At 64.4% G+C, this 21,864-nt stretch carries 27 protein-coding genes and 1 riboswitch; of the genes, 16 read left to right on the top strand and 11 right to left on the bottom strand.

Going from position 1 to position 21,864, the window contains the following annotated elements:
- Window positions 1–17 precede the first annotated feature (17 nt).
- Together G7076_RS11085 and G7076_RS11090 are read right to left on the bottom strand one after the other, a co-directional pair.
- Entirely contained in the window at window positions 18–494 is a 477-nt protein-coding gene (locus G7076_RS11085; protein ID WP_166202829.1) for a hypothetical protein, read from the bottom strand.
- A 14-nt stretch (window positions 495–508) separates the two neighbouring features.
- Window positions 509–691, bottom strand: coding sequence for a Flp family type IVb pilin (locus G7076_RS11090; RefSeq protein ID WP_166202831.1), 183 nt, complete (start codon window positions 689–691; stop codon window positions 509–511).
- A gap of 325 nt (window positions 692–1,016) precedes the next feature.
- Here G7076_RS11090 and G7076_RS11095 point away from each other — a divergent pair, with 325 nt between their 5' ends.
- The 5 genes from G7076_RS11095 to G7076_RS11115 all read left to right on the top strand — a co-directional run bounded on the left by G7076_RS11095 (window position 1,017) and on the right by G7076_RS11115 (window position 6,135).
- The gene (locus tag G7076_RS11095) at window positions 1,017–2,387 is read left to right on the top strand and encodes a glycosyl transferase family protein (RefSeq protein ID WP_166202834.1); all 1,371 of its coding nucleotides are present in this window, start codon (window positions 1,017–1,019) and stop codon (window positions 2,385–2,387) included.
- Window positions 2,384–2,638: a hypothetical protein gene (locus tag G7076_RS11100; protein WP_166202837.1), complete on the top strand. Its 255-nt coding sequence runs from the start codon at window positions 2,384–2,386 to the stop codon at window positions 2,636–2,638. The genes G7076_RS11095 and G7076_RS11100 overlap by 4 nt, the downstream gene beginning before the upstream one ends.
- 73 nt (window positions 2,639–2,711) lie before the next feature.
- A complete protein-coding gene (locus G7076_RS11105; RefSeq protein ID WP_166202840.1) occupies window positions 2,712–3,623 on the top strand; it encodes a sulfite exporter TauE/SafE family protein in 912 nt (303 codons plus the stop codon).
- On the top strand, window positions 3,620–4,387 hold the full coding sequence (locus G7076_RS11110) for a TIGR02186 family protein (protein ID WP_166202843.1): 768 nt from the start codon (window positions 3,620–3,622) through the stop codon (window positions 4,385–4,387). The genes G7076_RS11105 and G7076_RS11110 overlap by 4 nt, the downstream gene beginning before the upstream one ends.
- A gap of 59 nt (window positions 4,388–4,446) precedes the next feature.
- Entirely contained in the window at window positions 4,447–6,135 is a 1,689-nt protein-coding gene (locus G7076_RS11115) for an ATP-binding protein (protein WP_166202848.1), read from the top strand.
- A 125-nt stretch (window positions 6,136–6,260) separates the two neighbouring features.
- Here G7076_RS11115 and G7076_RS11120 read toward each other — a convergent pair whose 3' ends face one another.
- The 3 genes from G7076_RS11120 to G7076_RS11130 form a co-directional block, all read right to left on the bottom strand.
- Complete coding sequence (locus tag G7076_RS11120; RefSeq protein ID WP_166202851.1) at window positions 6,261–6,470, bottom strand: hypothetical protein; 210 nt, start codon at window positions 6,468–6,470, stop codon at window positions 6,261–6,263.
- Window positions 6,467–7,057, bottom strand: coding sequence for a MarC family NAAT transporter (locus G7076_RS11125; RefSeq protein WP_166202854.1), 591 nt, complete (start codon window positions 7,055–7,057; stop codon window positions 6,467–6,469). The genes G7076_RS11120 and G7076_RS11125 overlap by 4 nt, the downstream gene beginning before the upstream one ends.
- 237 nt (window positions 7,058–7,294) lie before the next feature.
- The gene (locus G7076_RS11130) at window positions 7,295–8,710 is read right to left on the bottom strand and encodes a M23 family metallopeptidase (protein WP_166202857.1); all 1,416 of its coding nucleotides are present in this window, start codon (window positions 8,708–8,710) and stop codon (window positions 7,295–7,297) included.
- A gap of 100 nt (window positions 8,711–8,810) precedes the next feature.
- Here G7076_RS11130 and G7076_RS11135 point away from each other — a divergent pair, with 100 nt between their 5' ends.
- The 6 genes from G7076_RS11135 to G7076_RS11160 all read left to right on the top strand — a co-directional run bounded on the left by G7076_RS11135 (window position 8,811) and on the right by G7076_RS11160 (window position 14,190).
- Window positions 8,811–11,342, top strand: a complete 2,532-nt coding sequence (locus tag G7076_RS11135) for a helicase-related protein (protein WP_166202859.1) — start codon at window positions 8,811–8,813, stop codon at window positions 11,340–11,342.
- A gap of 2 nt (window positions 11,343–11,344) precedes the next feature.
- Window positions 11,345–11,623 (top strand): S4 domain-containing protein, encoded by a 279-nt coding sequence (locus G7076_RS11140; protein WP_166202862.1) that lies wholly within the window; start codon window positions 11,345–11,347, stop codon window positions 11,621–11,623.
- 52 nt (window positions 11,624–11,675) lie between these two features.
- Window positions 11,676–12,017, top strand: coding sequence for a ferredoxin FdxA (fdxA, locus tag G7076_RS11145; protein WP_166202865.1), 342 nt, complete (start codon window positions 11,676–11,678; stop codon window positions 12,015–12,017).
- 47 nt (window positions 12,018–12,064) lie between these two features.
- Window positions 12,065–12,472: a hypothetical protein gene (locus G7076_RS11150; RefSeq protein WP_166202868.1), complete on the top strand. Its 408-nt coding sequence runs from the start codon at window positions 12,065–12,067 to the stop codon at window positions 12,470–12,472.
- Window positions 12,473–12,534: 62 nt separating this feature from the next.
- Window positions 12,535–13,368, top strand: a complete 834-nt coding sequence (locus tag G7076_RS11155; protein WP_166202871.1) for a MipA/OmpV family protein — start codon at window positions 12,535–12,537, stop codon at window positions 13,366–13,368.
- Between the two features lie 321 nt (window positions 13,369–13,689).
- Window positions 13,690–14,190: an EF-hand domain-containing protein gene (locus G7076_RS11160; protein WP_166202874.1), complete on the top strand. Its 501-nt coding sequence runs from the start codon at window positions 13,690–13,692 to the stop codon at window positions 14,188–14,190.
- A 55-nt stretch (window positions 14,191–14,245) separates the two neighbouring features.
- On the opposite strand, the gene G7076_RS11165 is transcribed toward G7076_RS11160, so the two are convergent.
- Entirely contained in the window at window positions 14,246–15,136 is an 891-nt protein-coding gene (locus G7076_RS11165; RefSeq protein WP_166202877.1) for a hypothetical protein, read from the bottom strand.
- Window positions 15,137–15,247: 111 nt separating this feature from the next.
- A riboswitch (TPP riboswitch) is annotated at window positions 15,248–15,381 on the top strand.
- Between G7076_RS11165 and thiC the strand changes: the two genes are divergently transcribed.
- The 3 genes from thiC (at window position 15,378) to G7076_RS11180 (ending at window position 18,304) form a co-directional block, all read left to right on the top strand.
- Window positions 15,378–17,240 carry a phosphomethylpyrimidine synthase ThiC gene (gene thiC, locus G7076_RS11170; RefSeq protein WP_166202880.1) on the top strand — a complete coding sequence of 621 codons (1,863 nt, stop codon included), beginning with the start codon at window positions 15,378–15,380 and terminating at the stop codon, window positions 17,238–17,240. It overlaps the preceding riboswitch by 4 nt.
- On the top strand, window positions 17,240–17,788 hold the full coding sequence (locus G7076_RS11175) for a DUF1993 domain-containing protein (protein WP_166202883.1): 549 nt from the start codon (window positions 17,240–17,242) through the stop codon (window positions 17,786–17,788). The genes thiC and G7076_RS11175 overlap by 1 nt, the downstream gene beginning before the upstream one ends.
- A gap of 144 nt (window positions 17,789–17,932) precedes the next feature.
- A complete protein-coding gene (locus tag G7076_RS11180; protein WP_166202886.1) occupies window positions 17,933–18,304 on the top strand; it encodes a hypothetical protein in 372 nt (123 codons plus the stop codon).
- Window positions 18,305–18,361: 57 nt separating this feature from the next.
- On the opposite strand, the gene G7076_RS11185 is transcribed toward G7076_RS11180, so the two are convergent.
- The gene (locus G7076_RS11185) at window positions 18,362–18,877 is read right to left on the bottom strand and encodes an RcnB family protein (RefSeq protein WP_166202889.1); all 516 of its coding nucleotides are present in this window, start codon (window positions 18,875–18,877) and stop codon (window positions 18,362–18,364) included.
- A gap of 137 nt (window positions 18,878–19,014) precedes the next feature.
- Here G7076_RS11185 and G7076_RS11190 point away from each other — a divergent pair, with 137 nt between their 5' ends.
- On the top strand, window positions 19,015–19,308 hold the full coding sequence (locus G7076_RS11190; protein WP_166202892.1) for a hypothetical protein: 294 nt from the start codon (window positions 19,015–19,017) through the stop codon (window positions 19,306–19,308).
- Between the two features lie 139 nt (window positions 19,309–19,447).
- The gene (locus tag G7076_RS11195; protein WP_166202894.1) at window positions 19,448–19,933 is read left to right on the top strand and encodes a nuclear transport factor 2 family protein; all 486 of its coding nucleotides are present in this window, start codon (window positions 19,448–19,450) and stop codon (window positions 19,931–19,933) included.
- A gap of 53 nt (window positions 19,934–19,986) precedes the next feature.
- Here G7076_RS11195 and G7076_RS11200 read toward each other — a convergent pair whose 3' ends face one another.
- The 4 genes from G7076_RS11200 to G7076_RS11210 all read right to left on the bottom strand — a co-directional run bounded on the left by G7076_RS11200 (window position 19,987) and on the right by G7076_RS11210 (window position 21,858).
- Window positions 19,987–20,433, bottom strand: a complete 447-nt coding sequence (locus G7076_RS11200) for a YaiI/YqxD family protein (protein ID WP_166203620.1) — start codon at window positions 20,431–20,433, stop codon at window positions 19,987–19,989.
- Between the two features lie 19 nt (window positions 20,434–20,452).
- Window positions 20,453–20,581, bottom strand: a complete 129-nt coding sequence (locus G7076_RS12730; protein ID WP_277343920.1) for a hypothetical protein — start codon at window positions 20,579–20,581, stop codon at window positions 20,453–20,455.
- Window positions 20,582–21,114: 533 nt separating this feature from the next.
- Window positions 21,115–21,588 (bottom strand): cytochrome c, encoded by a 474-nt coding sequence (locus tag G7076_RS11205; protein ID WP_166202897.1) that lies wholly within the window; start codon window positions 21,586–21,588, stop codon window positions 21,115–21,117.
- 84 nt (window positions 21,589–21,672) lie between these two features.
- On the bottom strand, window positions 21,673–21,858 hold the full coding sequence (locus G7076_RS11210; protein WP_166202900.1) for a hypothetical protein: 186 nt from the start codon (window positions 21,856–21,858) through the stop codon (window positions 21,673–21,675).
- Between the last annotated feature and the right edge of the window lie 6 nt (window positions 21,859–21,864).

Consider the following 21,864-nt stretch of genomic DNA (forward strand, 5'->3'; position numbering starts at 1 on the left):
CGAATGTGGCGAAAATTCTACTGCGGCTTGGAGCAGGCCGCGGCCGCAGCGTCGATCGTCGTCGGCGCCCCGTCAAGCAGGAAGCGATCGGTCATCCGCCGTCCCGACTGGTCGCGGGACGAAAGGTGCGCGCCGCCAGACGCGCGGATCGCAGTAATTATCGCGGCTTCCTGTGCCGACCCTCGGCTCCATGCGGACTGGCCGCGAGCGACGAGATCGAACGGCTGATCGCCGACGGTCAGGATCACGCTGCTTCCTTCGCGCAACGGCCTGCGAAATCGAAAGGATAATTCGCCCGAACGGCGCCCGCTGCGGTCGTAGGTTATTGCCAGGATGGTTGCCGGCTTGCGCACATCCTCGGGCAATAGCGCCCGGGTGACGGCTTCGCATTGCGAGCCGCGATCGAATGCCGCCCATTGGCCGCGCGCAACGATTGTGCGCGGCGGACCGGCTGCGGCGACAATAGCCGCCAGCGCAAGCACAGACGCCAACATTCGGATGCGTTAGTTCAGCAGCCGGGCGCGGTCGAGGAGGTCGCGCATTCGGCGGGCGCTTCGACAGAATCGGTCACGGCCGTCCCAAGCGCCAACGCGCCGAAGGTGATCGCCGCGCCGAGGATCGCGAACACGAGGGCGTATTCCGCGACGGCGGCACCCGAACGGTCGATCAGCAGCTGGACGAGTCGGCGCATATGACTTCTCTAAATCCCCTTCGCGGCAGGCCGCGTAATTCCCAATGAAGTTGAGCAATTCGCGCCGCTTGCAACGCTCCGAAGCCGTGCATCCCGATGAATGAAAAGTCAAGATTCGGCGTTAACGAAAGTTAAAGCTCGTCCCGGAATGTGACAGCGGCGAACAGAGCTTGTGAGTCTCGTTTTGGCGGGATTTCCAACCGCTTCGGAGCGGCCTTGCCCTTTGCGAGGCATTGTGATTGTTTCCGCCCGCTCGGTGTCCGGTCCTTTCAGGGGTTGGGAGGCGAGTGTTGCGTCCAGCGTTTGTCTTCGCGGCCATGTTGCCGTGACCCCATCATTTCTGATTGCCGACTTGGCATCGGAACTGGCGCTATTTGCTGCGGCCGGCTTCCTGCTGTTTGCTCTCGACGACCTTGCCGTCGACCTCATCTACTTCGGCCGGCGACTGTGGCGCTCCGCAACAGTCTTCAGCCGGCATCGGCGAGCCGACGCCGACAGGCTGACCAAGCCGCGCCGTCCGGGACAAATGGCATTGTTTGTTCCCGCCTTGGACGAAGGCACGGTCGCCGCGGACATGGTCCGCGCTACGACCGAGCGTTGGGACGCTAGCGACTTCCGTATCTTCGTCGGTGTCTATCCCAACGATGCCGCGACTCTGGCCGCGATGAGCAGGATTGCGGACCCGCGCGTGGAAGTCATCGTACTTCCGCATTCCGAGCCGACGACGAAGGCCGATTGCCTCAATCAACTCTATGATGCGCTGGTCGCCACCGAATGCCGCGAGAGCTGGACGGCAAAGGCGGTGATTCTTCACGACTCGGAAGATCTCGTTCATCCGCTGGAGCTTTCGCTGTTCGATGCGCTCGTCGAGCGGGCGGCGCTCGTCCAGCTTCCCGTGCTTCCCTTGCCGAGCCCGAATTCTCCTTGGATCTCGGGCCATTACTGCGACGAATTCGCCGAGTGCCACGGGAAGGAAATGGTCGTTCGCGAAGCGATCGGGGCGTCGATACCGCTCGCCGGCGTGGGCTGCGCGATCGAGCGTGCCGCCCTTGCGCGTCTCGCCGCCGGCCGTGACGGCCATCCATTCGCAGCCGACTGCCTGACCGAGGATTATGAGCTTGGCCTGCGGCTTGGCGCGCTCGCCGAATCGAGCATGTTCGTCCGCATTCCGGCCTATGCCGGAAGCCGGGCGGTGGTCGCCTCGCGCGACCATTTTCCGGAGTCGCTCGGCGCAGCGGTCCGCCAGAAGGCCCGGTGGATTGGTGGTATCGCACTTTCCGGCTGTGAACGCCTCGGCTGGCAGGGCGGCCTAGGCGAGCGCTGGATGCGAATGCGCGACCTGCGCGGACCGCTCGTCGCCCTGCTTCTTGTCGCCGGCTATTCGGCGGCATTCCTCTGGCTCCAGATCGGCATCGCCATGGCGCTCGGGGCGCCTGTAACCTTGGCGGTTTCGCCGACGCTCTCCTTCCTGTTGAAGTTCAACCTGGCGATGCTGTTCTGGCGCCTACTTGTCCGCTTCGGCTTCGTGACCGCGGCTTATGGCCCTGCCGAAGGGCTTCGCTCTCTGCCCCGAATGGTGGTCGGAAACTTTATCGCCATTCTCGCGGTCAAGCGCTCCATCGCAATCCTCGCTGGAGGTCCCGCCTGCTCGGACAAGACCAGTCCCACTTTCCCGGCTCAAGAGAATATACGTTGAGCGCGCCCATCCGGTTTACCGGCCTCGTCTTGTTTGGGTGGGTCGGCGTTCGCGCGGCGAGCCTCGGCCTACTGCTGGGAAGACGGCGCTGGTGCCGCCGGAATGTGCCCAGTCTCTTGCGCAATCCTCTTCAGCATTTGGTTTCGACGCCGGCGACGCAGGCGTTCAGCGAGGCGGACCCGACCGCGCCGGCCATGCCGCCCTACGGCTACGACGCCCTTGCCCGCAGCAGCCTTATGGCCCGGCGCTGACCATCGCCAACGACTTCTAGTAATCCCTTCACTGGAAACCGGAGAGCCGCGCGGCTAGCGTCACTGCGGACGCATGGATATTTACCTTCCCATCGCCGGAATGTCGGTCAACGCGCTGCTGATCATCGCGCTTGGCGGGGTCGTCGGCCTGCTCTCCGGGATGTTCGGCGTCGGCGGAGGTTTCCTGACGACTCCGTTACTGATCTTCTACGGCATTCCGCCAACCGTGGCGGTTGCGTCCGCAACCACGCAGATCACCGGCGCCAGCGTATCGGGAGCGCATGCGCACATGCGGCGGGGCGGGGTAGACCTCAAGATGGGCGGTGTCATGATCCTCGGCGGAAGCGTCGGCTCATTGGTCGGCGCTGTCTTGTTCCGCTGGCTCCAGGCAAGCGGACAGATCGATCTCATCATCGGCTTTCTCTATGTCCTTTTGCTCGGCGGGATCGGCGGGTTGATGCTAAAGGACGCGCTGGTCGCACTCGGCTGGGTCGAGGCTCCTGCCCCAGCGCCGCAGCCGCAACGCCACAACCGGTGGGTTGCCTCGCTCCCGTACAGAACGCGCTTTTACGCCTCCGGGCTTTACATCTCGCCACTTGCGCCGCTCGCGCTCGGGTTTGCCGCCGGGATGCTGACCATGCTTCTCGGCGTCGGCGGCGGCTTCATCCTCGTTCCCGCGATGATCTATCTGCTGGGCATGGCCCCGCGCGTCGTGATCGGCACCAGCCTGCTCATGATCCTAGCGGTGAGCGCAGTGACTACCATGGTCCATTCGATGACCACGCACGCTGTGGACATCGTCCTCGCCGCACTGCTACTGATCGGAGGCGTCGTCGGTGCGCAATATGGCGCGAGGCTGGCGACCAAGCTCAAGCCCGACCTACTCAGAATGGCGCTTGCCGTCATCATCCTGCTCGTCGCGCTGCGGATGGCATTGGGCCTCGCCTGGCGCCCGGATGAAATCTATACGGTCACATTCTTGTGAGGGTTCGCGCCGGCATCCTCCTGGCGCTTGCGCCATTCCTCATCGGTGCAGCAGCCCCGCGTCTCGTCCCCGACATCAGCGCCCGCTCAATCTCGATCCGCTACAGCTTCACCGGCGCGCAGTTGCTGCTGTTCGGCGCCATTCTCTATCCTGGCGGTCGGACGCCGGCCGACAATCCGGACATCGCAGTTGTGCTCAAGGGTCCGGTCGAACCGATCCTGGTTCGCGAAAAGCAAAAGATCGCCGGGATCTGGATGAACGCCGATTCTCATCGCTTCCAATCCGCGCCCGGCTTCTACGCTATCGCCGCGTCCAAGCCGATCAAGGAGCTGGTCGATGAGCGGACCGCGGCGATCTACGAACTCGGCCTGTCCGGTCTGCAGCTGTCCTCTGGCGGAGGCGCGCTTCCCGACAAGGAACGGCGCTTCGAAGCCGGCCTGCTTGACCTCCGAACGCGCGAAGGCCTCTATTCGGAAGCGCCGGGCGGGGTCGAGATTAGCGAAGGCGTTCTTTACAGGGCGCGCATCACCATCCCCAGTCAGGTGCCGGTTGGCACCTACACCGCCGAAACCTTCCTGATCGAAAATGGCCGCGTCATCGCTGCCGCCACCCGCGACATCGAGATTGGCAAGTCGGGCTTCGAGCGCTTCGTTGCCTTGGCCGCTAATCGCCACGGCTTCTTTTACGGCCTCGCCGCAGTCCTCCTCTCGCTCGGCATGGGCTGGGCCGCAGCTTGGCTGTTCGCTCGCAGATCGGGCCTTTAAGCTTAATTTTACCGGCTTCGCTTACTCAAAGGGTCACCTTAGGCAGTGAGTGAGTGACCATGGACGAGCAACCGGACCTGCAGCAGTTCGCAGATCACCTGTCGAGCTTCAGCGATGACGACCAGGTGCAGGGAAAGCCCGTTCCGGCCGCGCCATCGGCGCCGCTTGCTGCAATTGGCGAGGTGCTCGACATCGCCGGCTCGGGATCGCAAATCCGAATGGACGTTGCGGCACTTCATACCCTCGCCGACCACCGCGACCCGTCCGTGTCCATGGCCGGGCAGGTCGGCAGCCAAGTCAAGATGAAGGTCGCCGGATCGTGGCTCATCGCCAACGTCCGCACCTTGCGCGCCGAAAGCGGCGGGGTGGTCGCCAACATCGACTTTCTCGGCGAAGGTCAGACCGGCTCCGGCGGCCGTATGACCGCTTTCCGCCGCGGCGTTACGCGCTATCCGATTCCGGGCAGCGAGGTCTATCCGGTCAACACCGAGGACATGCGCGCAATATTCGCGGCCGACGACGCCCCACACGTCGAGATCGGCACAGTCTACCCGACCGAGGACATTCGCGGCGCGCTCTATGTCGATCCGATGCTCTCGAAGCATTTCGCAATCTTGGGCTCAACCGGTACCGGTAAATCGACCTCAGTCGCGCTGATACTGCACCGAATTTCGCAGCTCAGCCCCGAGGGTCACATCGTGATGATCGACCCGCACGGCGAATATTCGGCCGCGTTCAAGGATTGCGGCGAGCTGTTCAACGTCGACAACCTCCAGCTTCCCTACTGGCTGATGAACTTTGAGGAACATTGCGAGGTGTTCCTGACTACCGATGGTGCCGAGCGGCAGCGCGACGCCGACATCCTCGGCAAATGCCTTCTCGCCGCACGGACCAAAGGCAAGAATGTCGAGCAGTACGGCAAGGTGACAGTGGATTCGCCGATCCCCTACCTGCTCACGGACCTCAACCAGATCCTCGTCGCCGAAATGGGCAAGCTCGACCGTGCCGGCGACACGACGCCCTACCAGCGGCTCAAGAACAAGCTGGACGAGCTTCGCGCCGACCCGCGCTTCACCTTTATGTTCTCGGGCATGCTGGTCAGCGATTCAATGGGCAGCTTCATCGCCAAGCTGTTCCGCCTGCCCGCCAATGGCAAACCGATCAGCATCGTCGACGTCTCCGGCGTTCCTAGCGAGATCACCAGCGTCGTCGTGTCAGTGCTCGCCCGGATGGTCTTCGACTATGCGATCTGGAGCCGCACCGAAGCGCAGCGCCCGCTGCTCCTCGTCTGCGAAGAGGCGCACCGCTACGTTCCCAAAGACGAGCATTCCGGCGCTCAGGCCGTCCGCAAGATCCTTGAGCGGATCGCCAAGGAAGGACGTAAATACGGCGTTTCGCTGGGCCTCATCACGCAGCGTCCGTCCGACCTTGCCGAAGGCGTGTTGTCGCAGTGCGGCACGATCATCTCGATGCGCCTCAACAACGATCGCGACCAGGCCTGTGTCCGCGCTGCGATGCCGGAGGGCGCGCGCGGCTTCCTCGACGCTATCCCGGCGCTCCGCAACCGCGAATGCATCGTCTGCGGCGAGGGCGTCGCGATTCCGATCCGCGTCCGCTTCGACGATCTCGAGCCCGAAAAGCGTCCTGCTTCGTCCGACCCGAGCTTTGCCGCAATGTGGCGCGAGACGGGCGATGAAGCCGGTATCATCTCCCGCACGATCAAAAGGTGGAGGGGGCACGGCCGCTAAGCCGCCAAGCGCAGCGACGCCGACGCTTTAGCGTCGCCGGAGCAGCGCGAAGAGCCAGCTATCCGCGGCCAGCTTCGCGAAGCGAGAATTGACGGCCTGATTTCACTTCAGGCCGGCACTCAAACTCACAACCGCACAAAGCCGCGCGGCCAGTGATCCTTGTCCAGTTCGTAGCGGTGAACGGTGAAATCATGCGGTTCGTTGATGAATCCGGGAAGGGTACGCGCTCGCGCCGCGGCCGCCTCGGCCAAGTCCAGTGACGAATAAATGCCGATGACCTTCACCCTCCCGCTTTCGGGCGGATCGTGAAGAACGACGAATAGCGGCTCCGTCATTTGACGTATTCCAGCCCGAAGAAATCGCTCGCGCCGGTCAGGAGGAACTGGATGCCGATCGAAACCAGCAGGAAGCCGAAGATCCGGGTGAGCGCGTCGATTCCCGACGGTCCCAAGAACCGCGCCATCGAAGCTGCGCCGTGCAGAATTGCCCAGGCGATAACAAGAGTGACGGCGATCCCTACCGTGACGCCTCCGAATATTACGGAATAATCGTGCGGGAAGTTACTCTCGATTTGCGATGCCGCGGTGACGACTACAGAGATCGATCCCGGTCCCGCGAGGCTCGGCATGGCCAGGGGCGTGAAGGCAATCTCCAGTTCCGATCCCGCGTCGCTTTGCACTCCGGTCGGGGGTGCCGGGAACAGCATCCGGAAGCCCAGAACCGAGATGATGAGGCCCCCCGCAATCCTTATTCCCGGGACCGATATCCCGAAGAATTCGATGATCGCCGTGCCTAGGAGAAGGAAGATCACCAGGATCCAGAAAGCGTAGATGCAGGCCATCCGCGCGTCCCGGTGACGGCGTTCGGGGCTGAAGCCGGCCGTTAGCGTAACGAACAGTGGCGCAGTGCTGAGAGGGTTCATGATCGGAAACAATGTTCCGACCGTAAGGATGATCGCTTCGCCGAAGTTGCCGATGACGCCCTCCCGATCACGCGCTCGATGCCGAGCCGGACAGGTTTGCCGCAGAGACAGGCGTCCCGGCAATCTGGGCTAACCCTGAGATGCTCAAGGGTTTGGAAGCACCTCGACGGTCGGCTTGACGACCTTGACCCGCAGCAGCATGTGCCGGTCGGGCTCGGCACACAGCCGGACGTCTGGTCAGGGGGCGAGTTGTTTGACTCGAGCCTTTATTGCCGCAACTGTCGCCGGATCGATCGGCCGCGACGTGACGAAGCGAACGCTCAACGGATCGACTGCCACACCGCCGCGATAGACTTCATAGTGGAGATGCGGGCCGGTCGAGAGGCCGGACGAGCCGACATAGCCGATCAGCTGGCCGCGCCGCACAAAGGCGCCGGGCTCGACCGTCATGCTGCTCATGTGGCTGTAGCTCGTCGCCGTGCCGTCGCCATGCGCGAGACGGACCTGCCGGCCGTAGCCGCCGGCCCAGCCCGCGCGGGTCACCTGGCCGTCGGCGGCGGCGTGAATGGGGGTGCCCCAGCGGGCGCCGAAATCGATGCCCCGGTGCATACGGGCGAAGCGCAGGATCGGATGGACCCGAAGTCCGAATCGCGAGGTGATCGGAGCATCGACCGGCCAGGCCATGGCGTCATCGTCCTCGCGCCGCTCACCAATCGTCGCGGCGTTGACCCATATTGGCTTTCCGCCCGCCGTCCAGCGGACGAGTTGTAGGTCGCTGGCCGAAGTCCGGTCGATCGCCGCGTATAGCAGCATCCCAGCCTTGCCCAGGCCATCGGCGGTCCGGCGATTGGCGAAGACAAGGTCGAAGCGGTCCTGCGGGCCGATCTCGCCGACATCGATTTCAGAAGCGAGGGCTTTCAGATAATCGGCGGCGGTCATTGCCGAAGCGCCGGCATTTCGAAGCGCCCAATAGAGACCGTCGCCCGCCACCCCGCGAAGCCGCAACGGCCGCTCGTCGACCTTCAGCGCAATCTTACGAAGCGACAGCGCTCCACCCGTACGATGGATGAGGAGCCGAAGGTCGAGCCCGGCCCGAAAGGCGACCCGCTCGATGCTTCGGCGGCCGGCTTCGCGGCGCCCGAGCGTCAGCTCGACCGGCGTTCCCGGCGCAATTGGTACATTCGCGGTCCGAACCATCGCTGAAACTGCGATGGAATCTGCGTAGGACGCGCCAGCTCGGACCAGGGCCGGGCCGATCCCGTCCTTGCCGAGCATTAGCTTCGTCTGGACCTCGGCGCGCTCCGGAACGGTGGCGATCAGCTCGACGTTGGAACCCGGGGCCATGCGGATTCCGCTCCTCGAACCGGAAGAAAGCGTTCCGACTCCGCCCGCCCGCCACTCTTCGGCAACGGCGCGTGGAAAGACGCTGTTCTTACGGCTGGGCAGCGGATCGATTCCCGGTGCCAGCAAGCCGAGCGCGGCCGCTAGTGCGCCGAGCGTCGCAGCGCCGCGCCACCAGCGACCTGAACCGATGTCTTGAGCCAGATCTACGACAAGCGTGAACGGCGCGCGCTTCTGGCCAAATGATACGGGCGCAGCGGGCGCCGCAAATGCGACGCCTTCCTGTCCCCGCCCGAGCCAACCTTCGCGCAATGCCTTAACTCCTTGGCTTCGGTGTGGCGAAACAAGGTTAAGGCCGCTTTAAGAAGAGTCCCCGCTTGAAGCGGCGACTATCGCCTGCCACATTCGTGAAATGGCCGCCCACGACGACGGCATACTCCGGGCGATTCTCGGCCCGACGAATACCGGCAAGACCTACTTGGCGATCGAGCGCATGTGCGCGCACTCGAGCGGCGTGATCGGTTTTCCGCTGCGCCTTCTGGCGCGCGAGGTTTACGATCGCGTCGTCGCCATCAAAGGTGCGAATCAGGTCGCGCTGCTGACCGGGGAGGAGCGCATCGTTCCGCCCGGCGCGCGCTACGTTCTGTGCACCGCCGAGAGCATGCCGGTAAAGACCGGGCGCGGCGACCGGCCACGCGAAGGCCCATTCCCGGAACAGTTCGCTTTCGCCGCGATCGACGAAGCGCAGCTCGGCAGCGATCTTGAGCGTGGCCATGTCTTTACCGACCGGATGCTTCGCGCCCGCGGCCGGGAAGAGACCCTGATCCTCGGCTCCGACACGCTTCGTCCGCTGATCCGCGAGCTTCTGCCCGAAGCGGAGATCGTCAGCCGCCCGCGCTTCTCGACGCTTCGCTATGCCGGAGCGGTGAAACTGTCGCGGCTGCCGCCCCGTTCGGCCATCGTCGCGTTCAGCGCCGAGCAGGTTTACGCGCTTGCCGAAATGCTTCGCCGCTTCAAGGGCGGAGCGGCGGTAGTGATGGGTGCGCTCTCGCCCGCCACGCGCAATGCGCAGGTCGCCATGTTCCAGCGCGGCGAAGTCGATTATCTGGTCGCCACCGACGCCATCGGCATGGGCCTCAACATGGACGTCGGCCACGTCGCCTTTGCCGGTCTCGAGAAATTCGACGGCCGTCGCGACCGCCGCCTGACGATCTCGGAAATGGCGCAGATCGCGGGACGCGCGGGTCGCCACCAGAAAGATGGCAGCTTCGGCACACTGAGCCTTGGCGGCGAAACCGGTCCGCAATTCAGCGACGAGGAGATCGACGCGATCGAGGAGCATCGTTTCCGCCCGCTCGACCACCTGTATTGGCGCTCAAGCGACCTCGATTTCACGGATGTGGTCAGCCTGATCCGCAGCCTTGAGGAAAGGAGCGACGATCCCTTATTGCGGCCCGCGCCGATGGCCATCGACCTGGCTGTCATCAAGACTTTAGCCGAGGACCCGGTCATCGCCCACACGCGCGGCCCGGCTGCCCGCCGCCTTTGGGCGGCTTGCGGCCTTCCCGATTTCCGTAAGGTCGGTCCGATGCACCATGCGCGCATGGTGCGGCGACTATTCAGCTACATTCATGAAGGCGGGCACATTCCGCACGAATGGTTCGCCGCGGAAGTTGCGCGGCTCGACAATGTCAATGGCGATATCGAGGCGCTCGCTGATCGCCTGGCCGGAATTCGCAGCTGGGCTTATATCGCTCAGCGCGCCGACTGGCTGGCCGACCCGTTGAAGTGGGCGGAACGGACGCGCAGCGTCGAGGCGCGGCTAAGCGATGCCTTGCACGAACGGCTGACCCAGCGATTCGTCGACCGGCGCACCGCCGTCCTCGTCCGCGACATCGGCGCTCGCGGGGCGGACGCGCTCCCCGTCACCGTTGCCGCGGACGGCGAGGTCAGCGTCGGGCCGGAGCCGATCGGGCACCTCGCCGGCTTCGATTTCAAGGTCGACCCGGCCGCTCGCCATGCCGACAAGAGGCTTCTTCTTGCCGCTGCCGAGCGACGCCTTGGCGATGAGCTCGACCGCCGGGCGAAAAGCCTTCTCGAGGCCCCTGACGAGGCCTTCACGCTCGTCGTCGAAGATGAAGGGGGGCTCGCCTTGGGGTGGGAGGGCCACATACTCGCCCGGCTGTCGGCTGGCCGTTCGCTGACCGAACCCGCGGTACGAACGACCCGTCCCCTCGATCGGCTGTCGGCGCAGCGCCGGGCAGAACTTCGCGCGCGTCTTGAGAAATGGATCGAGTCCGAGCTCGATCGCCACGTCCGGCCGCTGAAGGACCTCGGCCGGGCGGCTTCCGACCCTGGCGTCACGCCGGGCGTCCGTGCGCTAGCCGCAATGCTTGCCGATGCCGGCGGGCTCCTGCCGAGGAGAGCGATCGCCGCGCAGGTCGCCGCTCTGGAAAAAGCGGACCGCCATTCGCTTCACCGCCTCCGGGTCCGGCTCGGGGCGCTCGACCTGTTCGTTCCAGGCCTGCTGAAGCCAGGCGCGCAGCGCTGGCGAGCTGCCCTGCTCGCAATCCGCGCCGGCCAGCCGATGCCGCGCCTTCCCGATCCGTCGGCGTCGACGCTCGACGGAAGCGCCGACCCGCGCGGTGCCGCGCTAGCTTTCCGCCGTTTCGGCGCCAGCTGGATTCGTATCGACCTCGCCGACCGGCTGGCCGCGCATGCCCATGCCGCGAAGCAATCGGGCAACGCCGAAGTGATCGACCAGGCGCTTGTCACCAGCCTCGGCCTCGACCCCGCAACCGTCGAGCGGCTCATGGCCGACGTCGGCTTCGTCCCGAAGGGCGATGCCTGGACGTGGCGAGGCAATCGCCGTCCGCGCCGCCAGGCCGAGAACGTCCGTCCCGGCAATGCTTTCAGCGCACTGGCCGAGCTCAAGCGCAAGTAAGCGTGCGGATCGATCGCTTCCTGTTCTTCATCCGCCTCGTGAAAAGCCGGACTTTGGCGCAGGGTATCGTCGCCGAAGGACGGATCCGCATCGACGGCCGGCGCGCGGCCAAACCAAGCGAGGAGGTGCGCGAAGGATCGGTCATCGCCCTTCCGCTTCGCGGTGAGGTGCGGGTGATCCGCGTCCTTACCCTGCCCAAACGGCGCGGCCCCCCGGCGGAGGCGCGAGCGCACTATGACGAGATTCCTGCGAACGTCTCGCAAGAGAATGGCGGCGATTGACGAGGCGGGGCTGCGACCGTAGCCACAGCCACGAATAAGGAGCGCTTACGCCATGACTTACGTCGTCACCGACGCCTGCATCCGCTGCAAATATATGGATTGCGTCGAAGTGTGTCCGGTTGATTGCTTCTACGAAGGCGAGAACATGCTCGTCATCAACCCCAACGAATGTATCGATTGCGGCGTGTGCGAACCGGAATGCCCGGCCGAGGCGATCCTTCCCGATACGGAAAACGGCCTGGAGAAGTGGCTGGAGATCAATTCGACCTTTTCGGCGCAATGGCCCAACGTGACCCGCAAGAACGACCAGACCCCGCCGGATGCCGACGAGCACAAGGGCGAGGAGGGCAAGTACGACAAATATTTCTCCGCCGAGCCGGGCAAAGGCGACTGACGGACCTCGGCACCGAGCGCGCTTACGGACGTTATTCGGCCATGACGATGCGTAATCTCGCCCTGGCCGCGGTCGCCCTGCCTTTCTCGGCGTGTCTCGGGCCAGCACCGCCACCCCCTCCGCCACCATCCGAGCTCTACGGCACGCCCGACTGCGCTTCGACGGTGTTCCCGGCCGATCCGGCGATCAATGCCGCCACGGTCGATCGTTACGGCGGCGTGTATCGGCTCGGCCGCGAGAGCGTGACGGTGTCACGCCAGGATAATCGTTTCTTGGCGCATCGTGTACTTTACGGTGTTCGCGAACTTCGACCCGACGTTCCCGGAGCGTCCGCCTTCAGCGACGGCTGCGGCCTTCGCTACGTTTTCTCTGTATCCGCCGGCGGACAGGGCGGCTGGCTTACCATCACCGACCGCGACGGCAGTGTCTCGCGTTGGCGTCGGCAGGCCTATTGAATTTGATTTGCCGGTTCGTTGATTTGGGTTAAACCCGGCACATTCAAATGATGGGGGGCATCATGGTTCGTCCGCTTCTATTCGCCGCATTACTCGCCGGCGCGTCGCCGGTCTTCGCCCAGGCCGGTGCGCCTCTACCAGACCCGAACGACCAATCGGACACGTTTACGATCGCCGCTGGTGGCGCTCTGATTCCGGATTACGAGGGATCCGACGACAGTGAGTTCATGCCGTTCGCGGCTATCCGGGGACGCGTTAGCGGCTTCGAATTCTACATGCGCGAAACCCACCTTTACGTGGACCTTCTGCGCCAGCCGTCATCCGGCATGGATTTCGACTTCGGCCCGATTGTCGGCGTCCGCCTCAATCGTACGGGCAGTGTGGAAGACGATTTCGTCGATGCGCTTCCGGAACGTGACATGGCGTTCGAGGTCGGCGCTTTCGCCGGGATCAGCTTCCATGGCCTCACCAATCCCTATGACGAGCTCAGCCTCCGCCTGGATTTCAAGCATGACATCGGCGGCGCGCACGGCTCTTCGATCATTTCGCCGAACATCGATTTTGGGACGCCGCTTTCGCGTCGTACCTATCTCGGCTTGTCGGCGGGGCTCGACTTCGTCGGTGATGGCTGGGCCGATTATTATTATTCGGTCTCCCCGGCGGATTCGATCGCATCGCTGCTCCCGGTCTACGAGGCCGAGGGCGGCATGAAGAATTGGCGACTTGGTGCCTTGATCAACCAGTCGATCACCGGCGATCTCACCGGCGGATTTTCGATCTTCGCCGGAGCGAACTACAGCCATCTTTCCGGCGACATCGCGGACAGCCCGATCGTCGACCTGCGCGGCCAGCGTTCGCAGTGGCAGCTGGCTGCCGGCCTAGCCTATACCTGGTGACATAAGGAAAGGGCGGCGCCTCTCGACGCCGCCCCTTCGACCTTTCGCCGTTCACCGCTCGGCAAGTTTCGTTAGGCCAAAATCGGGCTACTGCTTGGCGAAAGGGTTCCTAGGGTTTTGAAATCACTTTTGGCGGCGGCTACGTTGCGTCGCTCGCAGAAGTATTCTGGAGCGCAATGTGTCCCACATGTAACGAGGTCGCAGGGCGCGCCAACCGAAACGCTCTTCCGACAAAATTCGCTGTCCAGCTGAACGTAATTACCACCACGGCGGAAATGCGTGCCGCCGGTGTCATCAAATAAACAGAGAATGGAGATTCCCGTGATCAATCGCATCCTTCCACTAGTTTTGCTCGCTTCGTCGGTTGCCGCTCCGGCGCTGGCCCAGAACCAGGCTGCCGCCCAACAGGCCCAGCCGGTCAGCAAGGCCACCTTCCTGCAACAGGTCGACGCCGCTTTTAATGCCGTCGACGCCAACAAAGACGGGTTCACCGACCGGGCCGAGATCGAGGCCGCGCAGGCGAAATCCTTCGCAACGCGCAAGGCCCAGGTCATCCAGGGCCGCGAAGCCGCGTTCAAGGAACTCGACAAGGACAAGAATGGCTCGCTTACGCTGGCAGAGTTCAATGCCGTGATCGCCGCGCAGCCCCTGCCCAAGGCCGATGCCGCGCCCTTCCTGCAGCGGCTGGATGCCAACAAGGACGGCAAGATCAGCCTTTCCGAAAACCGCAATCCGGCCACCGCCCAGTTCGATCGCGCCGACACCAACAAGGACGGTTCGCTTTCGGCGGCCGAGCAGCGCGCAGGCGCCCGCGACCGCTAGATCCGGGTTTCGAATTGAAGGGGCCTGGCGTCGTCTGCCGGGCCCCTTTTTCGTCTCAGCGCCGTTCGGGCGCCTTTCTCTCGGCTCCAGCGCCGTCACGGATCGCCGCGGCGATATTCTCGCGCTGCTGCGTGGCGCTCCGGTTGTTCTCGCGCTGCGTGTAGAACCCGGCCAGGATCCCGCGGTCGAACTGGGAGAAACGGGCCGGCACGACATTGCTCTCCGCGCGCGGCATAAACAGCGACAGGATCGAGTTCATGTCCTGCTTTTCCGCGCCGGGCTTGATGTCCAGCATCAGGTGCATGGTGGTAAGGTCGGCAAGCTGGCGCAGCGTACGGCCGATCGTCTGCTGGCGATCAATCACCACGAATCCTCCAAGCATGTCTTCGCGGACGTTGCTGTAGAGCCGGGTCGCCGCGGCATTCTTGATCACCGCGAAGTCATTGCCGTTCATCGATCCTTGCGCGACCTGGTGCCCTTCGCGGTCACGCATGTCGGTGACGTGCCAGCTCCACACGGGCCCCGGCAGCGCCGCGAACTGGGCGTACTCGCGCGGGGTCATGTTGAACAAATGCGGTTCCGCATCGTGCAGGGCCGCGACCAGTTCGCGGGGCTGGTCGATGAAGATTGCCAGCGCATTCGGCTTGCAGCCCATCGGCTCCAGCTTGCCGCCGATCGCGGTGATGTTCTCGCGGATCATACGGGTCATCGCCGCCGTCCAGTCGCGCGGCATGCCGATGACCATCGGGCACACTTGGTCCTCGAATCTTGCCAGCTGCTCGCGCCCTGTCGGCTCGATCAATTTTTTGAGCGCCTGCGCGATTTCCTTTTTCTTCTTCTCGCCGGTGACGACAATTTCATCACCGCTTGCCGGCTGCGCGACTGCGGGAACGGCAAGCGCGATGGCCGATACGAACCCGATTACGCTGGTCAGAGCCTTACCCATGGCGAATCCCCTTTTCATGTATTCGGCATGGGCGAACTGTATTACAGTACTGATACAGCAAGAAGAGCCATTCGACCAATCGACAGACGGTTGCGACCAATCTACAAGGCCTGAATCCCCGGGGAGCCGCCCCGCCCGAGATTTTCGAAGGTGGGCAATCGAAGCGGCTGAGAGGCAGTTCGAGACTGCGACCCGTCGAACCTGATGCCGTTCAAACGGCCGTAGGGAGAAGGAGCGTCCAATGGCCGACATCCCGGCACGAACTGAACTTAACGTCACGACCGGCCCGATTCGCGGCAGTCGCAAGATCCACGTCGGGCCATTGCGGGTTGCAATGCGCGCCATCGACCTCGAGCCGTCCTGCGGCGAGCCGCCACTCAACGTCTACGACACCAGCGGCCCCTATACCGATCCCAATGCGCGGATCGACATTATGGCCGGACTGCCCGAGCTTCGCCGCGACTGGATCCGCTATCGCGGCGATGTCGAGGAAGTCACCCAGCGCGAGGTGAAGCCCGAAGATAACGGACAGCTCGGCCCCGACCGAAGCGGCGGAGTCCAGCCGTTCCCCAACGTTCGCAGCCGCGTGCTCCGCGCGAAGCCAGGCATGAACGTCAGCCAGATGCACTACGCCCGGAAGGGCATCGTCACGCCCGAGATGGAATATGTCGCGATCCGCGAAAACATCGGCCGCGAGATGCTTCGCGACCATGTCCGCGACGGCGAAAGCTTCGGCGCCTCTATCCCCGACCATGTCACGCCCGAATTCGTTCGCGACGAGGTCGCGCGCGGCCGCGCCATCATCCCCTCCAACATCAACCACCCCGAGAGCGAGCCGATGGCGATCGGCCGCAACTTCCTGGTCAAGATCAACGCCAACATCGGCAGCAGCGCCGTCGCGTCCGACGTCGCGGCCGAGGTCGACAAGATGGTCTGGTCGATCCGCTGGGGCGCGGACACCGTCATGGACCTGTCGACAGGCCGCAATATCCACGACACCCGCGAGTGGATCATCCGCAACTCGCCCGTGCCGATCGGCACCGTCCCAATCTACCAGGCGCTGGAGAAAGTCGGCGGAATCGCCGAGGAACTGACGTGGGAGATCTTCCGCGATACCCTCATCGAGCAGGCCGAGCAGGGCGTCGACTATTTCACCATCCACGCCGGCGTGCGACTGCCCTACGTGCCGCTGACCGCCAAGCGCGTCACCGGCATCGTCAGCCGCGGCGGCAGCATCATGGCCAAATGGTGCCTCGCCCACCATCAGGAGAGCTTCCTCTACGAGCGCTTCGACGAGATTAGCGAGATCATGAAGGCCTATGACATCGCTTACTCGCTTGGCGACGGCCTCCGCCCCGGCTCCATCGCCGACGCCAACGACGAGGCCCAGTTCGCCGAGCTCTACACGTTGGGCGAGCTGACCAGGCGCGCCTGGGCGCAGGACGTTCAGGTGATGATCGAGGGCCCTGGCCACGTGCCGATGCACAAAATCAAGGAGAATATGGACAAGCAGCTCGAGGCGTGCGGCGAGGCCCCCTTCTACACGCTCGGGCCGCTCACCACCGACATCGCGCCCGGCTACGACCATATCACCAGCGGCATCGGCGCGGCGATGATCGGTTGGTACGGCACGGCGATGCTTTGCTACGTCACGCCAAAGGAGCATCTGGGTCTTCCCGACCGCGACGACGTGAAGGTCGGGGTCATCACTTACAAGCTCGCCGCCCACGCCGCCGACCTTGCCAAGGGCCACCCGGCCGCGAAGCTGCGCGATGACGCGCTGAGCCGCGCCCGCTTCGAGTTCCGCTGGCGCGACCAGTTCAACCTGTCCTTGGACCCCGACACGGCCGAGGAATATCACGACCAGACGCTCCCCGCCGAAGGCGCCAAGACGGCGCACTTCTGCTCGATGTGCGGGCCGAAATTCTGCTCGATGAAGATCACGCAGGAGGTCAGGGACTTTGCCGCCAAACAAGACGCTGGCCTTCTCAACGCCACCGTCAGCGATGCCGAAGCCGAGGCCGGAATGGCCGAGATGAGCCGCGCCTACAACGAAAGCGGGCGCGAGCTCTACATCGGCGCTGGTGGACGCGAGCACGACTGATGACCCTCACGGATCTTCTCGTTCCCACCTACCGGAACATGCTGCAGGCGCTCAAAGGCATGCTCGCCAAGGCGGTTTCCCAGCTTGGCGAGCAGCGCGCTGAGGCCCTGCTGTCGGCGCGGCTCGCCCCCGATATGTTTCCGCTTGCGACCCAGCTCCGCTTTTGCGCAGTCCAGGCCCAGGAAATCCCGCTGCGCCTCCTCGGGCGCCCGCTCGACCCGATCCAGCCGGTGCTTGACGAGGGCCGCAATGCCGGCGCCAACCCCGGCACCCTTGCCGAAGCGCAGGCGCGGATCGACGAGGCGCTGGCGTTCCTCGGTTCGCTTGCTCCAGATGCGCTCGATCAGGCCCCCGGCGATGCCTTGGTCGCGCTCGACCTGCCGATGGGGATGACGTTCGACCTCACACGCGAGCAGTTCGCCCGCGACTGGGCGATCGGCCAATTCTATTTCCACGTCGTCACCGCTTATGCGATCTTAAGGAAGGAAGGCGTGGAGATCGGCAAGCCCGATTACGTCCCGCACATGTTCCCCTATCTTCGCACCTGAGCCCATCCGCGACGCGCCCGTCATTCAGGCAGCTTGCGTTCAGGAAAATGCGGGCAAGGGAGCCGATGAGTAAATGTTTCCACCACGGCGGCGGGGAGCTATACCTGCCCGCAACCGACTGAAGATCACGGAGATTCCCGACACATGAAAGCCTTGAACCTGGCGCTCGCCGCAGCGCTCCTCACCACTGGCGCAGCAGCCACCGCGCAGAGCCCAAGCGACGTCCAGTGCATCGTCGTCAGCAACGCCTATGCCGGCCAGGCGAAGGACGCCAACGCGCAGAAAATCGCCGAGGCCGCGATCTTCTTCTACCTTGGGCGGGTCGGCAATACGATGACCTCCGCGCAATTGAAGGCCATGCTCGACGCGCAGACCAAGACGCTCAACCAGCAGAATGCCGGTCCGACGATGCAGAAGTGCGCGGCGGCCGTCCAGGCCAAGGTCGAGCTTCTTCAGGGCGCCGCCCCGGCACCGGTCAAGCCGGCCGCGGCCAAGCCGAGCCCGCAGGGCCGCTAAGCGCCCCACCGGCGTCTTACCTCCTCTCACGCCAGTAAGAAGCGTGGGCGAGGCGCCTTATTCCGCGAACACGCCGTAGCGCGCGTCGACCACCTGTCCGGTCGCGACCTGTACCAGGAACAGGTCGGGGCCGTAGCGCACCCATTGGTACCCGGCCGTCGGCGCCGCCAGGCCAAGCGCGGCATAGCCCGAATAATAATAGGCCGGCGCCAGGAATGCCCGCGGCAAGACGTAGCCGATCGGCCGGCGGACGTAGGCGTAGCCGCCCGGCCAGGCATAGCGCCCGGCACGGACCGGCGCCCGGCCCCAGGCGTGGACGTCGACGTCGCGGTTGACGTTGACGTTGCGGTTGACGTCCACGTTGCGGTTCACGTTGACGTTGGTGTTCTTGCCCGCGCGCGTCGTCGCCGCCGTGCCGGCGCCGGTGCGGTTGACCGTGCCGGCTTTGGCCTTGCCCGCCTTGGCGGTGCCAGCCGGCCGCTGCCGGTCGCGCTGAGCGCTGGCCGGGGTGGCGATCGAAATCAGGGATAGCAGGGCCAGGGCCTGGCCCGCGCGCTGGAATGCTTTGGTCATATATCGTGCTCCCATTCTTCCGGCAGGATACGGCCCTGCGGAAGGCGGCAAAATACGGATATGTCCTAGCCCGGCCCCATATCCGCTACTGGCGCGTTCAATTCGTCCCGTCCTTCTTTCCCCCAAAGGAAATCGCCTTGGCCCGTTCTCCGCGAGTTCTTTCCGACCCATGGTCGCGGCTGATGTTCGATGCGTCCCTGCTGTGGGCCGATGCCGGTGCGGTGATGATGTTTCGCGGCTGGCGGATGATGGCCGGCGGTCCCGCCGCCGCGCGGGAGGCGGAGCGGATGCTGTCCGAGAAAGTCCAGGCCGGCTTCGAGCTGGCCGGTGCGCTCGCCACGGGCAAGGCGGCCACGCCCCACGCCGTCGCGAGGAAGGCGATTTCCACTTACGGCAAGCGGGTTCGCGCCAATCGCAAGCGGCTTGGCTGAGCGCCGCTCCGCCCGAAGCAATTGACTCTTCGCCTTAACAGGCCGACCCCACCCTTGCCGACGGCCCTAGGGGGGAAACATCGTCGCGCCGGCCCGTCACCCCCTCCCGCGTTTCTCGAGAAGAAGCGGAGGTTACATCATGTTGAAATCGTCACTCTGGTCCCGCGGCGCCGCCGCGGGCACGATCGCTCTGTTGCTTATGGCCGCAGCCCCGGCGCTGGCGTCCGAGAACCCGCAGGTCGCGGCGCAAGTCATGGCCCTTGCCCGCTCGCAGTGGGCGGCGGAAATTGCCGGCCAGCCGGTGAGCGCGCAGAACGTCTCGCTCGCAGACGACTATACGGAGTTCAACGGCGATTTCCCGGTCCTGCTCGTCGGCAAGACCGTGGCGACGCGCATGGGCGAGGTCACGCCGAACGACAAGGCGATGTATTCCGACATGCAGAACGCCCGCGTCCAGGTGTACGGCGATACCGCCATCCTCACCTACAATTTCACCGGCCTTCGCCGCGCAGCCGACGGCAAGGTGACGCCGTCGCTGGCGAAATCCTCGCGGATCTACGTCCGGCAGGGTGGCGACTGGAAGTTGGTCCACGCCAACTTCGCGCCGGTCGAACAGGGGCATTGATGGGCAAAGGGATCGCGCACAAGCGGCGCGGTCCCTCGCCGGCGCGCCGCCGCTCAGCGGGCTAGCCGCGCCAGCGCCTCGTCGAGCGCCTGAAGGAAGCGCGAGCGGTCGGCCTTGGTGAAGGGCTTCGGCCCGCCCATCATGCCATCCGCCCCGGCGCGCAGGTCGGCCATGATCGCCCGCGTCGCGATCGCCCCGCCGATGCTGGCTTCAGTGAACGGCCTGCCGTTATGGCCGATCACCGCCGCGCCGTTCTTCAGGCAACGCTCAGCGAGCAGGATGTCGCCGGTGATCACGATGCTCCGCGCATCGGCCGCCTCGGCGATCCAGTCGTCGGCGGCATCGAAGCCGTCGCTCACTACCACTCGCTGGATTAGTGGATGGTCCGGCACGCGCAAACGGCTGTTGCTGACGAGCTTGACCGGCACGCCGCGCCGCCAGGCGACCTTGTAGACCTCCTCCTTCACCGGGCAGGCGTCGCCATCGACCAAGATGGTCACGCCTGTCACCGGTCCGGCCTCAATTCTTCATATTGTCGAGCCCGCGAACCACGCCTTCCTTCTGCGAAGGATTGGAGGCGTTCTGCTTCTTCGGCTGTTCCTTCTTGGGCTTGCGAACTTCCTTGTTGGATTTCTGACCCTTGCCCATGGCGTGTTCCTTGTCTGGGCGGGAGGCCCTGCATTTGAGTGTAGGCCGTTTGCGGGGGATAGCGATGGGGGTTCATGATGAAGGGCGAGAAAATCGCGGGAAGGCGGCCCCGTAACCCGCACAGCGCGCTTGGAAAGACAAGAATCGTGGAGAGCGGCACTTTTCGATGAACTAGCCTTCCGCGACCTCTACAATAAGCGCCCCGCCACTGACTCGGGGGCTGCGCGTTCGCTAGTCCAATCGTGCATGATTCTACGCTTGCCATGCAGTAGTTGGCTGCGGCGAAGCCTGTAGATGTTGCCAACGAACTCTTGTACTCACGGCAGGCTGGCCGCTGCAACCCGACTCTTCACGGTGCTTCCGCGACGATTTGCGTCGGCGGCGCTGCGCTCGGCCGGTCTCAATGTAGGAACTCATTTGCACAACGCTGGTGGATGATGAGCCGCGCCGGGCCGAGGGCTACGCTTTCCTGCAAGTCCACTGCATGTTGGGAACTTTGCTCCCCGCGCTGCGCATGGGTGAAGTTTGCGATGTTACGGGGATGCGTAGGGCATTCCGGCGCGTAGGTAGGCGGTCAGCGCCCAGATGTCCTCTTGGGTCATGCTCTGCTTGTAGCCTGGCATTTCGGAATCAAACCGTTTCCCGCCTTCCGCGATGCTCCAGTAAATATAGGGCCCGGCCCGCTCCTTCGGCGCGTGGGCAAGCCATTGCAGGTCGGCCGGCGCCGGCACCAGCAGGGATCCTTCCGGTCCCGTGCCGCGGCCGCTCCAGCCGTGACAGGAAGAGCAATTGCGCTCGAACAGCATCGTCCCCCGCCGAAGCTTCGCTTCGTTGTCCGGCGTCGGGTCGAGCATCTTGTCGTATGGCGCCGGCACGCCCTGCATCAGCACATGCTGGTGGCGGGCCGTGTTCGCCTTCCATCGCGACAGGCTGTCGTCCTCCTGCGCATAGGATGCGGCGGCGATCGGAACGGCGGCAAGCACCGCGAACAACAAGAATCGGGACATCGCTTACTCCCCATCGACAAAGTCGCGCAATCTTGGGCGCGCTTCGGACCTCTCGCCATTCGGGATTCTGCGTAGTGCCGGCTGTCAAAGCCTTGCGAACAGCGCCGCCGTATAGCCGACGAACAGCAGGCTCATGACTGCGGCGAAGATCTTGTGAACCGTTTCGCTCCGGGTCAGCAGCGCTGCCACCGACATGACGATGAATACGACATGGAAGGCCAGGTTGGCCGGCACCGGCAGCCGCCCTTCCAGGATCAGCTCGCGAAGCACGCTCCA

Origin of the sequence: Sphingomonas sp. HDW15A, assembly GCF_011301715.1 — a bacterium.
Lineage (GTDB): Bacteria > Pseudomonadota > Alphaproteobacteria > Sphingomonadales > Sphingomonadaceae > Sphingomicrobium.

Excerpts from the sequence above, each read along its gene's own strand:
- G7076_RS11085 (WP_166202829.1), bottom strand. The coding sequence starts at position 494 with ATGTTGGCGTCTGTGCTTGCGCTGGCGGCTATTGTCGCCGCAGCCGGT.
- G7076_RS11090 (WP_166202831.1), bottom strand. The coding sequence starts at position 691 with ATGCGCCGACTCGTCCAGCTGCTGATCGACCGTTCGGGTGCCGCCGTC.
- G7076_RS11105 (WP_166202840.1), top strand. The coding sequence starts at position 2,712 with ATGGATATTTACCTTCCCATCGCCGGAATGTCGGTCAACGCGCTGCTG.
- G7076_RS11115 (WP_166202848.1), top strand. The coding sequence starts at position 4,447 with ATGGACGAGCAACCGGACCTGCAGCAGTTCGCAGATCACCTGTCGAGC.
- G7076_RS11120 (WP_166202851.1), bottom strand. The coding sequence starts at position 6,470 with ATGACGGAGCCGCTATTCGTCGTTCTTCACGATCCGCCCGAAAGCGGG.
- G7076_RS11125 (WP_166202854.1), bottom strand. The coding sequence starts at position 7,057 with ATGAACCCTCTCAGCACTGCGCCACTGTTCGTTACGCTAACGGCCGGC.
- G7076_RS11135 (WP_166202859.1), top strand. The coding sequence starts at position 8,811 with ATGGCCGCCCACGACGACGGCATACTCCGGGCGATTCTCGGCCCGACG.
- fdxA (WP_166202865.1), top strand. The coding sequence starts at position 11,676 with ATGACTTACGTCGTCACCGACGCCTGCATCCGCTGCAAATATATGGAT.
- G7076_RS11150 (WP_166202868.1), top strand. The coding sequence starts at position 12,065 with ATGCGTAATCTCGCCCTGGCCGCGGTCGCCCTGCCTTTCTCGGCGTGT.
- G7076_RS11155 (WP_166202871.1), top strand. The coding sequence starts at position 12,535 with ATGGTTCGTCCGCTTCTATTCGCCGCATTACTCGCCGGCGCGTCGCCG.
- G7076_RS11165 (WP_166202877.1), bottom strand. The coding sequence starts at position 15,136 with ATGGGTAAGGCTCTGACCAGCGTAATCGGGTTCGTATCGGCCATCGCG.
- thiC (WP_166202880.1), top strand. The coding sequence starts at position 15,378 with ATGGCCGACATCCCGGCACGAACTGAACTTAACGTCACGACCGGCCCG.
- G7076_RS11175 (WP_166202883.1), top strand. The coding sequence starts at position 17,240 with ATGACCCTCACGGATCTTCTCGTTCCCACCTACCGGAACATGCTGCAG.
- G7076_RS11180 (WP_166202886.1), top strand. The coding sequence starts at position 17,933 with ATGAAAGCCTTGAACCTGGCGCTCGCCGCAGCGCTCCTCACCACTGGC.
- G7076_RS11185 (WP_166202889.1), bottom strand. The coding sequence starts at position 18,877 with ATGACCAAAGCATTCCAGCGCGCGGGCCAGGCCCTGGCCCTGCTATCC.
- G7076_RS11195 (WP_166202894.1), top strand. The coding sequence starts at position 19,448 with ATGTTGAAATCGTCACTCTGGTCCCGCGGCGCCGCCGCGGGCACGATC.
- G7076_RS12730 (WP_277343920.1), bottom strand. The coding sequence starts at position 20,581 with ATGGGCAAGGGTCAGAAATCCAACAAGGAAGTTCGCAAGCCCAAGAAG.
- G7076_RS11205 (WP_166202897.1), bottom strand. The coding sequence starts at position 21,588 with ATGTCCCGATTCTTGTTGTTCGCGGTGCTTGCCGCCGTTCCGATCGCC.